This is a genomic window from Nitratireductor arenosus, from assembly GCF_009742725.1.
GTDB classification, from domain to species: domain Bacteria; phylum Pseudomonadota; class Alphaproteobacteria; order Rhizobiales; family Rhizobiaceae; genus Mangrovimarina; species Mangrovimarina arenosa.
Genome location: NZ_WPHG01000001.1, coordinates 255,373 through 268,159, shown reverse-complemented (window position 1 = coordinate 268,159; position 12,787 = coordinate 255,373). Strand labels below are relative to the sequence as shown.

Annotated in this window: 14 protein-coding genes; 8 read left to right on the top strand and 6 right to left on the bottom strand. The window is 65.5% G+C overall.

From position 1 onward, the window contains the following. Positions 1–37: 37 nt before the first annotated feature. The gene (rpsU, locus tag GN330_RS01270; RefSeq protein ID WP_343040140.1) at positions 38–271 is read right to left on the bottom strand and encodes a 30S ribosomal protein S21; all 234 of its coding nucleotides are present in this window, start codon (positions 269–271) and stop codon (positions 38–40) included. 386 nt (positions 272–657) lie between these two features. Between rpsU and GN330_RS01265 the strand changes: the two genes are divergently transcribed. Genes GN330_RS01265 through GN330_RS01240 form a run of 6 tightly spaced genes read left to right on the top strand, consistent with a single transcriptional unit; the run spans position 658 to position 7,192 of the window. Further along, positions 658–1,911: a sarcosine oxidase subunit beta gene (locus GN330_RS01265; protein WP_156710757.1), complete on the top strand. Its 1,254-nt coding sequence runs from the start codon at positions 658–660 to the stop codon at positions 1,909–1,911. A 2-nt stretch (positions 1,912–1,913) separates the two neighbouring features. Continuing rightward, positions 1,914–2,336 carry a hypothetical protein gene (locus tag GN330_RS01260; RefSeq protein ID WP_156710756.1) on the top strand — a complete coding sequence of 141 codons (423 nt, stop codon included), beginning with the start codon at positions 1,914–1,916 and terminating at the stop codon, positions 2,334–2,336. A 13-nt stretch (positions 2,337–2,349) separates the two neighbouring features. Further along, on the top strand, positions 2,350–2,670 hold the full coding sequence (locus tag GN330_RS01255) for a sarcosine oxidase subunit delta (RefSeq protein ID WP_156710755.1): 321 nt from the start codon (positions 2,350–2,352) through the stop codon (positions 2,668–2,670). Then, positions 2,670–5,660 (top strand): sarcosine oxidase subunit alpha, encoded by a 2,991-nt coding sequence (locus GN330_RS01250; protein ID WP_156710754.1) that lies wholly within the window; start codon positions 2,670–2,672, stop codon positions 5,658–5,660. The genes GN330_RS01255 and GN330_RS01250 overlap by 1 nt, the downstream gene beginning before the upstream one ends. Then, complete coding sequence (locus tag GN330_RS01245) at positions 5,653–6,219, top strand: sarcosine oxidase subunit gamma (RefSeq protein WP_156710753.1); 567 nt, start codon at positions 5,653–5,655, stop codon at positions 6,217–6,219. Before GN330_RS01250 ends, GN330_RS01245 begins: the two co-directional genes overlap by 8 nt. Before the next feature lie 28 nt (positions 6,220–6,247). Further along, entirely contained in the window at positions 6,248–7,192 is a 945-nt protein-coding gene (locus GN330_RS01240; RefSeq protein WP_156710752.1) for a fatty acid desaturase family protein, read from the top strand. Here the strand turns inward: GN330_RS01240 and GN330_RS01235 are convergent. From GN330_RS01235 to GN330_RS01215, 5 genes are all read right to left on the bottom strand, one after another. Continuing rightward, positions 7,182–7,535: a YciI family protein gene (locus GN330_RS01235; RefSeq protein WP_156710751.1), complete on the bottom strand. Its 354-nt coding sequence runs from the start codon at positions 7,533–7,535 to the stop codon at positions 7,182–7,184. The two genes, GN330_RS01240 and GN330_RS01235, sit on opposite strands and share 11 nt — an antisense overlap. A gap of 92 nt (positions 7,536–7,627) precedes the next feature. After that, positions 7,628–8,404 carry an SDR family NAD(P)-dependent oxidoreductase gene (locus tag GN330_RS01230; protein WP_156710750.1) on the bottom strand — a complete coding sequence of 259 codons (777 nt, stop codon included), beginning with the start codon at positions 8,402–8,404 and terminating at the stop codon, positions 7,628–7,630. Continuing rightward, a complete protein-coding gene (locus GN330_RS01225; RefSeq protein ID WP_343040138.1) occupies positions 8,404–9,438 on the bottom strand; it encodes a phosphotransferase family protein in 1,035 nt (344 codons plus the stop codon). Before GN330_RS01225 ends, GN330_RS01230 begins: the two co-directional genes overlap by 1 nt. Next, the gene (locus GN330_RS01220) at positions 9,435–9,929 is read right to left on the bottom strand and encodes a MaoC family dehydratase (protein WP_156710748.1); all 495 of its coding nucleotides are present in this window, start codon (positions 9,927–9,929) and stop codon (positions 9,435–9,437) included. Before GN330_RS01220 ends, GN330_RS01225 begins: the two co-directional genes overlap by 4 nt. Positions 9,930–9,939: 10 nt before the next feature. Next, on the bottom strand, positions 9,940–10,761 hold the full coding sequence (locus GN330_RS01215; RefSeq protein WP_156710747.1) for an SDR family oxidoreductase: 822 nt from the start codon (positions 10,759–10,761) through the stop codon (positions 9,940–9,942). Positions 10,762–10,902: 141 nt separating this feature from the next. Here GN330_RS01215 and GN330_RS01210 point away from each other — a divergent pair, with 141 nt between their 5' ends. Together GN330_RS01210 and GN330_RS01205 are read left to right on the top strand one after the other, a co-directional pair. Next, positions 10,903–11,547 carry a TetR/AcrR family transcriptional regulator gene (locus GN330_RS01210; protein WP_197434980.1) on the top strand — a complete coding sequence of 215 codons (645 nt, stop codon included), beginning with the start codon at positions 10,903–10,905 and terminating at the stop codon, positions 11,545–11,547. Further along, complete coding sequence (locus GN330_RS01205) at positions 11,544–12,782, top strand: acyl-CoA dehydrogenase family protein (protein ID WP_156710745.1); 1,239 nt, start codon at positions 11,544–11,546, stop codon at positions 12,780–12,782. Before GN330_RS01210 ends, GN330_RS01205 begins: the two co-directional genes overlap by 4 nt. The last annotated feature ends 5 nt before the right edge of the window (positions 12,783–12,787 follow it).

Below are 12,787 nucleotides of genomic sequence, written 5' to 3'. Positions count from 1 at the left end.
CTGGATAACGCCGGAAATCGACGAAATAGCGGCGCGATCAACGCGCCACGGCACCGCGCGGACCAGCCATCAGTCCTTCGCGCTGGGCGCGCTTGCGGGCAAGCTTGCGAGCACGGCGAACCGCTTCGGCCTTCTCGCGCGCACGCTTTTGTGAAGGTTTCTCGTAGTGTCCGCGCATCTTCATTTCGCGGAAAATGCCCTCGCGCTGCATCTTTTTCTTGAGCGCGCGAAGCGCCTGATCGACGTTGTTGTCGCGGACAAGTACCTGCACGGGCGTTCCTGTTTGTCGGTTACGATCCTCGAGGCGTGGTCAGCAACAAACGCCTCCGCAGCGACATCGCTGCAAATCGGAGCGGCTGATAGCAGAATCACCAAGTCTTGTCCAGCACCAAACGCGGCTGGTTGAAGGGTTAAGCTGTTACCCGTACGCCATCGACGCGCCGCGCGGCGGGCGTTGCTTCGACCTCGTCCCGGACAATTATTTGCGCGCCCTGGCGACGAAACGGGGTAGACGAGCCCCGCCTGCCGGGTCGCACTTGACGCAAAACGGCAAACGCCGTCGCATTTGGCGCAAAAACTTGCCGGCGAAGTCGGTAGGGATACGCTTGCGACAATCGTCGCGAACGGTGGTCGGGCAGTTTCCAGGGCGGATAGCCGATGCGCAAATATTCCGTTTTCGCCATCGCACGCGAAGCGCTTCGCGGCCACAAGGGCTGGCCGGCGCAGTGGTCGTCGCCCGAGCCCAAGGCGTCTTACGATGTCGTCATCGTTGGCGCCGGCGGGCATGGCTTGGCGACCGCCTACTACCTGGCCAGCGAATACGGCATCACCAATATCGCGGTGCTGGACAAGGGTTGGCTCGGCGGCGGCAATACCGGCCGCAACACCACGATCATTCGTTCCAACTATCTTTATGACGAATCCGCCGGCATCTATAACCACGCGATGAAGCTGTGGGACGGGCTCTCCCAGGAGCTCAACTATAACGTGATGTATTCGCCGCGCGGCGTGATGATGCTGGCCCACAACGTCCACGACGTGCAGGTCTTCAAGCGCCACATCCACGCCAACCGGCTGAACGGGGTCGACAATCAGTGGCTGTCGCCCGAGGCCGCCAAGGCGTTCTGCCCACCGCTCAACATTGCCGGCAACGCCCGGTACCCGATAATGGGCGCGGCGCTGCAGCGGCGCGGCGGCACCGCTCGCCACGACGCCGTCGCCTGGGGATACGCGCGCGGCGCGGCGGCGCGCGGCGTCGACATCATCCAGAACTGCGAGGTCACCGGTATCCGCCGCGGCGCGGACGGCGCGGTCGCCGGCGTGGAGACCGCGCGCGGCTTCATCGGCGCCAGCAAGGTGGGCGTGGTCGCGGCCGGCCACTCAACCGTGCTGATGGACATGGCCGGCGTTAGGATGCCGCTCGAAAGCTATCCGTTGCAGGCGCTGGTGTCGGAACCGGTCAAGCCGTGCTTTCCCTGCGTGGTGATGTCGAACACGGTGCACGCTTATATCTCACAGTCCGACAAGGGCGAGCTGGTGATCGGCGCGGGCACCGACCAGTACACCTCCTATTCGCAGACCGGAGGCCTGCACATCATCCAGCACACGCTCGACGCGATCTGCGAGATGTTCCCTATGTTCACGCGCATGAAGATGCTGCGCTCGTGGGGTGGCATCGTCGACGTGACCCCCGACCGCTCGCCGATCCTGGCCAAGACGCCGGTCAAGGGGCTTTACGTCAATTGCGGCTGGGGCACCGGCGGGTTCAAGGCGACGCCGGGCTCGGGCCACGTCTTCGCCCACACCATCGCCCGCGACGAGCCGCACCCAATCAACGCGCCGTTCACGCTGGAACGTTTCCGCACCGGGCGGCTGATCGACGAGGCGGCCGCGGCGGCCGTGGCGCACTGACCATGCTGGGCCTGGCCGATCTCGCGGTCGCCGTGCCGCTTCTCTTGGCCTCGGAGCAGGACTTTTTCCACCTTCCGAACGAGGACGAGGTGCGCGTCCAGCCGATCGCGCGTACCGACGGGGAACGTGGCTGGCCGTTCTCGGTGACATTTGGACATATCGCCTGTGTCTGGTCGGCCGGCCGGCCGCTGGCGATTTTCGTCGAGGACATCGACGAGGCCGATACCGACGAGGAGGCCGCTCGCCATGTAATCCTCTCGGTCGATCCGATCGAACTGACCGTGCTCAACATCGCCAATCGGACGCTATTTGCGCCCGCCGGCAGCATCGAGGACCTGATCGAACGCGTCGCCCCCTATGTGGTGATCGGCGAACGTCTCTGCGACCAGCCGCCCGGGACCGTGCTCGGCCCGGGAGAATTGTGAGGATCGGCAAGCGATGCTTCTAATTCACTGCCCCTATTGTGAGGAAGAACGGCCGGAGCTCGAGTTCCGCCATGCCGGCGAGGCGCATGTCGCGCGTCCGGTCGAGATAACCGCAGAAAGCGACGAGGCCTTCGAGGGCTATTTCTTCATCCGCGCCAATCCACGCGGGATCGCCTATGAGCGCTGGCGTCATATTCACGGCTGCGGGCGTTTTTTCAACGCTGTGCGGGACACGGTGAGCGACCGGTTCTTCGCCACCTACAAGGCGGGCAGGAAAAAGCCCGACGCGGCGAAATTCGCCGGCGCGGCGACGGGCGGAAAGGACAAACGCTGATGGTCGGCGCCAATCGCATCGCCGGGACCGGCCGGCTTTCGGCCGCCGGGCGGCTTGCCTTCTCCTTCGACGGCCGTTCCTATCAGGGGCTGGAGGGCGACACGCTCGCCTCCGCGCTGCTTGCCAACGATGTCCATCTGGTCGGGCGGTCGTTCAAATATCATCGGCCGCGCGGCGTTCTGTCGGCCGGCACCGAGGAGCCGAACGCGCTGGTCGGCGTCCACCGGGACGCCGCGCGCAGGACGCCCAACGTGCGTGCGACCGTCCAGGAGGTCTATGACGGGCTGACGGCGGTGTCACAAAACCGCTGGCCGTCGCTTGCTTTCGACATCGGCGCGATCAACGACCTGTTCTCGCCCTTCTTTTCGGCCGGTTTCTACTACAAGACCTTCATGTGGCCGAAGGCGGCGTGGGCGGCGTTCTACGAACCCAAGATCCGTGCCGCGGCCGGGCTGGGAGTTGCCCCCGACAGGCCCGATCCAGACCGTTACGCCGCGCGCTACGCCCATTGCGATGTGCTGGTCGTGGGCGGCGGCGCGGCCGGGCTTGCGGCGGCGCTTACCGCGGCCGAAACCGGCGCGCGCGTCATCATCTGCGACGAGCAGGCCGCGCCCGGCGGGGCGATGCGGTTTGAAACCGGCGCGCGCATCGACGGCGAGGAAGGCTGGGCCTGGGCGCAAAAGGCCACGGCCCGGCTCGCCGGGATGGACAATGTGCGCGTACTGACGCGCACGACCGCATTCGGCTATTACGCTCAGAATTTCGTCGCGCTCGCCGAGCGCGTCGGCGATCACCTGGCCGAGCCTGGTGACCGGCCGCGCGAGCGGCTGTGGCAGGTGCGGGCCAGGCGGGTGGTGCTGGCGACCGGCGCGATCGAGCGGCATATGGTGTTCGCCGACAATGACCGGCCCGGCATCATGCTCGCCTCGGCCGCGCGCACCTATCTCAACCATTACGGGGTCTGCGTCGGCCGTAATGTCGGCGTCTATGCGGGCAACGATTCCGCCTATGCGGCGGCGATCGACCTGAAACGGGCCGGCGTCGCGATCGCGGCGATCGTCGATCTACGCGAAACGCCGAAGGGCGCGCTCTACGAGGAGGCGCGCGGGCTCGGTATCGACGTCCTGCCGGGCCGGGCCGTCATCGGTGTCGACGGCCGTACACGGGTCAGCTCGATGACCGTTACGCCGCGCACCGGCGGGCCATCGCGCCGGATCGCGATCGACGCGCTCTTGACCTCGTCTGGCTGGACGCCCTCGGTTCACCTTTATTCGCAGTCGCGCGGCAAGGTGGCTTTCGATGCGTCAACGCAACGGTTCCTGCCGGACGCCTATCCGCAGGACTGCGTTTCGGTCGGCGCCTGCAACGGCACCGACGACCTGGCCGCCGCGCTGAAGGAAGCGGCCGCGGCGGGTGAACGGGCCGGCCGTGCGACGGGTGCCAGGGCCAAGGCAACCAAGGCGCCCAGGGTCGACGCGTCGGAGGGCTGGTCGGGCGGCATGCCCGGCGTTGCGCCGGGCGCCGGCGCCGACGCTGCGGTGAAGGCGTTCGTCGATTTCCAGAACGACGTCACGGCCAAGGATATCCGCCAGGCGGTGCGCGAGGGCATGCGCTCGATCGAGCATGTCAAGCGCTTCACCACCAACGGCATGGCCACTGATCAGGGTAAGACGTCGAACCTGCACGGGCTGGCGATCGCGGCCGACGCGCTCGGCAAGGAGATGCACGAGGTTGGGCTGACCACGTTTCGTCCGCCCTATACGCCGGTCACTTTCGGCGCGCTCGTCAATCAGGCGCGCGGGGCGCTGTTCGACCCGACGCGCAAGACCGCCATGCATGACTGGCACGAAAAGCACCGGGCGGTGTTCGAGGATGTCGGCCAGTGGAAACGGCCCTGGTATTATCCGCGCGCGGGCGAGGACATGCACGAGGCGGTCAACCGGGAATGCGCCACGGTGCGGCAGACCGCCGGCCTGTTCGACGCCTCCACGCTCGGCAAGATCGAGGTGGTCGGCCCGGACGCGGCGGCCTTCATGGAGCTGCTTTACACCAATCCCTGGCAGAAGCTGGAGCCGGGCCGTTGCCGCTACGGCGTGATGCTGCGCGAGGACGGTTTTGTCTACGATGACGGCGTCGTCGGGCGGCTGGCGCCAGACCGGTTCCACGTCACCACCACGACAGGCGGCGCGGCGCGGGTGCTCAATCACATGGAGGACTATCTCCAGACCGAGTTCCCGCATCTCAAGGTGTGGCTGACCTCGGTGTCGGAACAATGGGCTGTGATCGCCGTCCAGGGGCCGAAATCGCGCGACATCATTGCGCCGTTCGTCGAGGGTATCGACCTTGCCGACGCCGCCTTGCCGCACATGTCGGTGCGCGAGGGGCAAGTCTGTGGCGTGCCGGCCCGGCTGTTCCGCATGTCTTTTTCCGGCGAATTGGGCTTTGAGGTCAATGTCCCGGCCGATTACGGCGAGGCGGTCTGGGAGGCGCTGTGGACCGAGGCCGAAAAAAACGGCGCCTGTGCCTACGGCACCGAGACCATGCATGTCCTGCGCGCCGAAAAGGGGTTCATCATCGTCGGCCAGGACACCGACGGGACTGTGACGCCCGACGATGCCGGTCTCGCCTGGGCAATCGGCAAGAAGAAGACCGATTTCGTCGGCATACGCGGCTTGCGGCGACCGGACCTGATGGCCGCCGGGCGCAAACAACTCGTCGGCCTGAGAACCCGGGATCCGAATATCGTTCTGGAGGAGGGCGCGCAGATCGTCGCCGACCCGAACCAGCCGGTGCCGATGACGATGATCGGTCACGTCACATCGTCCTACTGGTCGCAGAACTGCGGCCGTTCGATCGCGCTTGCCCTGATCGCGGACGGTCGCGCGCGGATGGGCGAAACCGTTTACGTACCGATGCCCAACGGGGCGATCGCGGCGGAGATCGGACAGACCGTCTTTTTCGACGAAAAAGGGGAGCGGGTGCATGGCTGACGTGGCAAACCGCGATCTGAAGGCTATGCGCCGCGAAAAGCTGGCCGGGCTGTCGACGACGCGCGAGCGCGTCAGTGTCACGCCTGGACCGCCGGCGGCGCGGCTTGCGCTGCGCGCGGGCGAGGACGCCCTCAACTCGGTCTCGCGGGCGCTCGGCGTCGGCGTTCCACGCAAGCCCAAGACATCGGCACGGGCGAAATCGGGCGGCCGGGTCGCACTGTGGCTGGGACCGGACGAATGGCTGGTGATCGACGAGGACGGCGCCGATCTGCCGGCCGCCGCCGGCTGGGCGAAGGCGCTCCATTCGGCCGTCGACGTGTCGCATCGCAACGTCGCGATCCTGGTCGCCGGGGACGGGGCGGAAACCTGTCTTGCCGCCGGCTGTCCGCAGGACCTGTCGCTTGCCGCCTTTCCGGTCGGGGCCTGTTCGCGTACGGTTCTGGGCAAGGTCGAGATCGTGCTGTGGCGCACCAGCGAACGGGCTTTCCATGTCGAGGTGTGGCGCTCCTTCGCCGAGTACGCCTACGCGTTTCTGGCCGAGGCGGCGCGCGACGTGTAGGCTTTGTCCGGCAATCGGACCGGTCTTCATGCACGACGTCCGCCTCGACCACCGTCAGCTGCTTGCCGCGCTGTCGCGCGCGCAACGTCGTGCGCTGACCGAAAAGTCCGACCGGCCGGGGCTCGTGCGGCTTTGCGTGCATTTCGGGTCGATCGCCGGGCTCGGCCTGCTGATCGCGGCGCGGGCGCCGTTGTGGCCGGTGCTGGTGCCGGTCCAGGGCATCCTGATCGTGTTCCTGTTTACGCTCGAGCACGAAACCATCCACGGCACCGCCTTTCGCACCGACTGGTTCAACCAACGGGTCGCGCAGATCTGCGGCTTTCTGATCGCGATCCCCGCCACCTGGTTTCGCTATTTCCATTTCGCCCATCATCGCCATACGCAGGACCCGAAACGCGATCCCGAACTGGCCGCGCCGAAGCCTGAAAGCCTGGGCGGTTATATGGTGCATGTGTCGGGCCTGCCGCTGTGGCGGTCGCTGGCGACCACCCTGGTGCGCAACGCGGCGGGGCGAGTCGATGGCGATTTCGTCCCCGGCAACGCCCGGGGCAGGGTGGTGCGCGAGGCGCGCGTCACGCTGGTGCTGTATGGCTTGCTGGCCGGGCTGTCGATTGCCGCCGGGTCGGGCGTCCTGCTATTTATCTGGGTGATTCCGGCTGTGGTCGGCCAGCCCTTCCTGCGGCTTTATCTGCTCGCCGAGCACGGGCGCTGCCCGTTCGTGGCCAACATGCTGGAAAACACCCGCACCACCTACACCAACCGGCTAGTGCGCTGGGTCGCCTGGAACATGCCCTATCATGCCGAACACCACGCCTATCCGGTGGTGCCGTTCCACAAGCTGCCGGAGTTTCATGACTTGGCCGAAGCCCATCTGAAGGTGACGGAAAACGGCTATCGCCGCTTTCACGCCCGCTATGTGGGCGGCTTGCGCGGCTCAGACGATGGCGGCCGTGCTGCAGATGTCAGGGATTGAAGGCGAGCAGCGGGCGTACCTCGATGCCGCCGACCTCGCGCTCGCGCGCCAGATGCTTGCCGGCCTCGATCGCCTCGTCGAGCGTGTCGCACTCGATGATCCAGAAGCCGAGCAGTTGCTCCTTGGTCTCGGCATAGGGTCCGTCGACCACCATCGGGTCGTCGCCGGCCTTGACGAAATGCGCCGCCGTCGTCGGCTTGAGGCGTAGGCTCGGTCCGATTCGGGCCTTGGTGCGGATCTTGTCCTCGGCCGCGCGCACACGCGCCATCATAGCCGCCTCATCCTCGTCGCTCAGGCAACTGGTTTGGGCCTGAGAGTGGTAGCAAAGCAGGGCAAACTGCATCTTATCCTCCTATCGCCGCCCCGTTAGGGCGAACCATGGCCGTTGCTACGGGTGCGCTCGGGCGGCTTTTGACGGCGTCGTCGACAACAAGATCACAACGCGGCGATGCCGCCGTCGACGGAAAGCGTGTGGCCGGTCATGAAGCTGTTTTTCGGGTCGGCGGCGAACAGGATCACCTCCACCACCTCGTCGATTTCGGCGACGCGTTTCATCGGCACGCCCCGGGTCAGTTGCTCGATCGCCTCGTCTTCGCCAAGTCCGGTCATCCTGACGAAATCCTGCACCATATTGGTGCGGGCATAGGAGGGGCAGACCGCGTTGACGCGAATCCCCTTGGCGGCATATTCGGCCGCGCCCGAGCGGGTGAGCCCGACGACGCCGTGCTTGGCCGCGGCATATACGGAAAGGCGCGGGGCGCCGGCGACGCCGGCGACGGAGGCGATGTTAACGATTGCGCCGGCCCGGCCCGTGGCGCGCCGCTGCCGCTCCATCTGCGGCAATTGGTGCTTCATGGCAAAAAACACGCCCATAAGATCGATGTCGATAATGCGTCGTGCCTCCTCGCTCGGCACGCTCGCAAGCTTGACATAGCTTTGCGCGATGCCGGCATTGTTGATGGCGATGTCGAGCCGGCCGAAGCGTTCGACGGCGAGCGCCACCAATCGTTCCGACAGACTTTCCTCGGCGATGTCGCCGGCCAGGACCGCAGTCGGGCAAGAGAGTGAGCCGGCGAATGCGGCCAGGCCGGTTTCGTCGACATCCGACAGGACGAGCGTCGCACCGTCTTCGGCCAGGCGTTCGGCGGTGCGGCGGCCGAAACCGCCGGTGGCGCCGGTGACGAGCACGACCTGATCGGAGAACCGCGCCATCATTTCCCCCCGTTGATCCGCTTCATCGCGAGTCCGGCGAGCAGCCGAACGGCCTCGCCATACATGCGCGCCTTTTCCGGGTTGGAGGCGTTGCCGTCGAGCGAGCGCTTGTAGACGCCCTGGCAGATCGCGGCGAGCCGGAAAAAGGAGAAGGCGAGGTAATAGGTCCAGTCGTCGATCGCGCCGATGCCGCGACGTTCGCAATAGCGCGCGACATAGTCCTCCTCGCTCGGGATGCCGAGGGCGGCGCGGTTGACGCCGTCGAGGCCGCGAAAGCCGGAACTGTGCGGCAGGCGCCACTGCATGCATTGATAGGCGAGGTCGGCCAGCGGGTGGCCGAGCGTGGAGAGCTCCCAGTCCAGCACGGCGAGCACGACCGGGCGGTCCGGCGCGAACATCATATTGTCGAGCCTGAAGTCGCCATGTACGAGCGAAAACTGGCCGTCGTCGTCGGGCTGCGCCTCGGCGAGCCAGGCGACGAGCCGTTCCATGTCCTCCACCTTTTCGGTCTCCGACGCCCGGTACTGGCTGCTCCAGCGGCCGTACTGGCGCTCGAAATAGCTGCCGGGCCGGCCGAAATCCGCAAGCCCGGCCTTGTCGATGTCGATGTCGTGGAGTGCTGCGAGCGTGGCGTTCATCGCATCGTAGATCGCCGTGCGCTCGCCATTGTCCGCGGCCTCCGGCAAGGCCGGATCCCAGAAAATCCGGCCCTCGATGAACCCCATCACGTAGAACATGCGCCCGATCGGCGAACTTTCCTGCGACAGATGAAGCACTTTGGGGACCGGGAAACCGGCTTTGCCGAGTGCGGCCATGACCCGGAATTCGCGGTCGACCTGATGCGCCGATTTCAACAGCTTGCCAGGCGGCTTGGCGCGCAGCACGTAGCGGCCGGACCTGGCGGCAATCATATAGGTTGGATTTGACTGGCCGGTCTGGAACTTCTCGATTTCCTCCAGCCCTTCGAATCCGGGAACATGCTTTTCGAGATACGGGGCGAGGGTCTCGGGGTCGAGGAGGTTCGGGTCGGTCACGATGCCTTGTCCACTCTTTGAAGCTGGGAAAGGGTAAGCCAGCGCGCGGTCAGGGCCGGTTTTTTCGAGTTTTCGATCTCGATCGTTATGTCATAGGCGATCTCGACCCAGCCGGAGGGGCGGATATTGGCATTGGCAAGGAAAAACCGGGCCCGCACGCGCGCGCCGGCCTTGACCGGCGCCTTGAAGCGGACTTGGTCGAAGCCGTAATTGATGCCGATCACCGTGTTCTTGAGCGGAGGAAGCGTCTCGTAGGCAAGCGCCGACAGCAGCGACAGCGACAGAAAGCCGTGCGCGATCGTACCACCATAAGGTGTCTCGCTTGCTGCCCGCGCGGGATCGACATGGATGAATTGGTGATCGTCGGTCGCATCGGCGAACTGATCGATCATGCGTTGCGAAACCGTCCGCCACGGGGAAATGCCGATTTCGGTCCCGATCGCGGCGGTCAGGTGATCGGTGTCGACGGGTTCCAGCGGTTCCTTGCTCATCAGTCGCGTATCAATCCGGTTCCTTGAACAGAGACATGCCATGCTGCACGGACTGCCCACCGTCAATCGGCAGGATCGCGCCGGTGACATAACTCCCAGCCTTTGCGCACAGATAAAGCGTTGCGCCGGCAATGTCATCCGGATTGCCGATTCTTCCGATCGGCACCCTGCTGCCGACCCTGGCGGCCTTTTCGTCGGTGCCGGTAGCGAAAGCCGTCATGCGGCTCTGGAAAGGGCCGGGCGCGAACGCGTTGACGGTTATATGCCGGCCGGCGAGTTCGTAGGCCAGCGTCCGGGTCAGATGATGCACGGCGGCCTTGGAGGCGGTGTAGGAATAGGCCCCGTCTGCGATCGGCTGGGTACCCATCACCGATCCGAGATTGATGATGCGCGCCGGATCGTTGTCGGTCGCGGCGTTTTCGAGCAGCGGCAAAAGGCTGCGGGTCAGGTGAAACAGACCGGTCACATTGACGTTCAGCACCCGGGCCCAGGCGTGATAGGGGAAAGTGTCCAGCGGCTCCCCCCAGCTCAGCCCGGCATTGTTGATCAGGATGTGCAGGTGGTCGGTGCGTGCTCGCACCGCTTCGGCGAGCGCGTTCACCCCCTCCTCGCTGCCGACGTTGCCGGCAAAGCCTTCCGCCTTGCCCGCGCAGCCGAGCGCGTTCAGCTCGCCGGCCACCTTCTCGCATTCCTCCGGCCGGCGCGAGGCGATGTAGACCTCGGCGCCAGCGCGCACCAGCGCGGTCGCCGCCATGCGGCCGATGCCGCTCGCCGCGCCGGTGATCAGGGCGCGCTTGCCGGCCACCGAAAACAGTTCGTCCAGATAAGCCATCTTTCTCCCCTTCGCGGCCCGCCCATGTGAGTCCGCATTGACAACATACTCGGTAGTATGTTCATCATTGCCCTGCCAGTAAAGAGCCCTTCGGTCTTGTGCCGAAACGATAAAAGGGCGGACAGGGAGGTCGTGCGGGCAATGTCGCTTGGCGTTCGCGAACACGTTGTCGACAGCTCACGCGCCGACATTTTGCGCGCGGCGGCGACCTGTTTCATGGAACGCGGCTACGCCAGCACGTCGATCGACGACGTGGCGCGCAGTCTCGGTGCCACGAAGGGCCGGATCTATCATCATTTTCCGTCCAAGGCCGATCTGTTCGCCGAGGTCTTCCGCGCCGGCATGGACATGAACTACCAGGCCGTCGAACCCTACCGCCACCTGCCGGGTCCGGCGCTGCCGCGCTGGCGCAAGATGGCGATGGTGCATGTGCTGCAGATGATCGACACCAAGCCGTTCCAGCGCGCGGTGTGGATCGGGGTCGAAATGCATCTGCGCGGCGCGACCACGCCCGCCCAGCGCGAGGTTTTTAACGAGCTGCTGGAATATCGCAGCACCTATGGCAAGCTGTTTCGCGAGACCTTGTTGCAGGGGCGCGAGGAGGGGGTATTCCGGTTCGAGGACATGAGCATCGCCAATCAGTTGATGTTCATGACGCTCAACTCGCCGATCTTCTGGTATTCGCCACGCGTCGGCGAAACCCGCTCCGATATCGAGGTCATCGCCCGTCAGGTCGTCGATTTCGCCCAGGGCGGGCTTCGTGGAACACAGGAAAACCCGACATGAGCATTATGGATCTCGGCATGACCGAGCGGCTGAAACCGATCCACGACAAGGTCGCGCGCATGGTGCGCGAGGAGATCATGCCGCTCGACGGGGAGTTTCTGGCCGAAGTCGGCAGGGACGGCGACCGGTGGAGCTACACGGCGCGCCAGACCGAAATTCTGGAAGGCCTGAAGGCCAAGGCGCGCGAGCGCGGTCTGTGGAATTTCTGGCTGACGGAGTCGAACCGCGGCTACGGCCTGTCGACCGTCGAATACGCCTATCTGGCCGAGGAGATGGGCAAAGCGCATCTGGGGGCGGAGACGTTCAACTGCTCCGCGCCGGATACCGGCAATATGGAGGTTCTGGAGCGTTACGGTTCCGAGGACCACAAGCGCACCTGGCTGGCGCCGCTGCTGGAGGGCCGCATCCGCTCGGCCTATTTGATGACCGAGCCCGACGTCGCGTCCTCCGACGCGACCAACATCGCCATGAGCTGCGAGCGCGACGGTGCCGACTATGTGCTCAACGGTGAGAAATGGTGGTCGTCGGGTGCTGGCGATCCGCGCTGCGCGATCTATGTGGTGATGGTGAAGACCGCCGAGGACGGGCCGAAACATCAGCGCCATTCCATGATCCTGGTGCCGGCCGACACGCCCGGCATCATCAAGCTCAGGGCGATGCATGTCTATGGCGAGGACGATGCGCCGCACGGCCACCTGCACCTCAAATTCGAGAATGTCCGGGTTCCGGCCGAAAATCTCCTTCTCGGCGAAGGGCGCGGCTTCGAGATCGCGCAGGGCCGGCTCGGACCCGGCCGCATCCACCACTGCATGCGCGCCATCGGCCAGGCCGAGATGGCGCTGGAGCAAATGTGCCGGCGCTCCATGCGCCGCGAGGCGTTCGGCAAGCCGCTTGCCCAGCTCGGTGCCAATTACGACATCATCGCCGAATGCCGGATGGAGATCGAGATGGCGCGGCTGTTGTGCCTCAAGGCCGCCTGGATGATGGATCGGGGCGACCCGCGCGCCGCCGCGCCCTGGATCAGCCAGATCAAGGTGGTCGCGCCCAGGGTGGCGCTAAAGGTGACGGACGAGGCGATCCAGATGTTTGGCGGCCAGGGCATCAGCCAGGACACCCCGCTCGCGCGCTCGTGGACGCATTTGCGCACGCTGCGCCTCGCCGACGGACCGGACGCGGTGCATCGCCGGCAGGTGGCACGGGTCGAGTTGAAGAAATACACGCAGGAAAAGGTGTGACGGCG

Excerpts from the sequence above, each read along its gene's own strand:
- GN330_RS01260 (WP_156710756.1), top strand. The coding sequence starts at position 1,914 with ATGCTGGGCCTGGCCGATCTCGCGGTCGCCGTGCCGCTTCTCTTGGCC.
- GN330_RS01220 (WP_156710748.1), bottom strand. The coding sequence starts at position 9,929 with ATGAGCAAGGAACCGCTGGAACCCGTCGACACCGATCACCTGACCGCC.
- GN330_RS01250 (WP_156710754.1), top strand. The coding sequence starts at position 2,670 with ATGGTCGGCGCCAATCGCATCGCCGGGACCGGCCGGCTTTCGGCCGCC.
- GN330_RS01235 (WP_156710751.1), bottom strand. The coding sequence starts at position 7,535 with ATGCAGTTTGCCCTGCTTTGCTACCACTCTCAGGCCCAAACCAGTTGC.
- GN330_RS01215 (WP_156710747.1), bottom strand. The coding sequence starts at position 10,761 with ATGGCTTATCTGGACGAACTGTTTTCGGTGGCCGGCAAGCGCGCCCTG.
- GN330_RS01230 (WP_156710750.1), bottom strand. The coding sequence starts at position 8,404 with ATGGCGCGGTTCTCCGATCAGGTCGTGCTCGTCACCGGCGCCACCGGC.
- GN330_RS01245 (WP_156710753.1), top strand. The coding sequence starts at position 5,653 with ATGGCTGACGTGGCAAACCGCGATCTGAAGGCTATGCGCCGCGAAAAG.
- GN330_RS01255 (WP_156710755.1), top strand. The coding sequence starts at position 2,350 with ATGCTTCTAATTCACTGCCCCTATTGTGAGGAAGAACGGCCGGAGCTC.
- GN330_RS01205 (WP_156710745.1), top strand. The coding sequence starts at position 11,544 with ATGAGCATTATGGATCTCGGCATGACCGAGCGGCTGAAACCGATCCAC.
- GN330_RS01240 (WP_156710752.1), top strand. The coding sequence starts at position 6,248 with ATGCACGACGTCCGCCTCGACCACCGTCAGCTGCTTGCCGCGCTGTCG.
- GN330_RS01265 (WP_156710757.1), top strand. The coding sequence starts at position 658 with ATGCGCAAATATTCCGTTTTCGCCATCGCACGCGAAGCGCTTCGCGGC.
- GN330_RS01210 (WP_197434980.1), top strand. The coding sequence starts at position 10,903 with ATGTCGCTTGGCGTTCGCGAACACGTTGTCGACAGCTCACGCGCCGAC.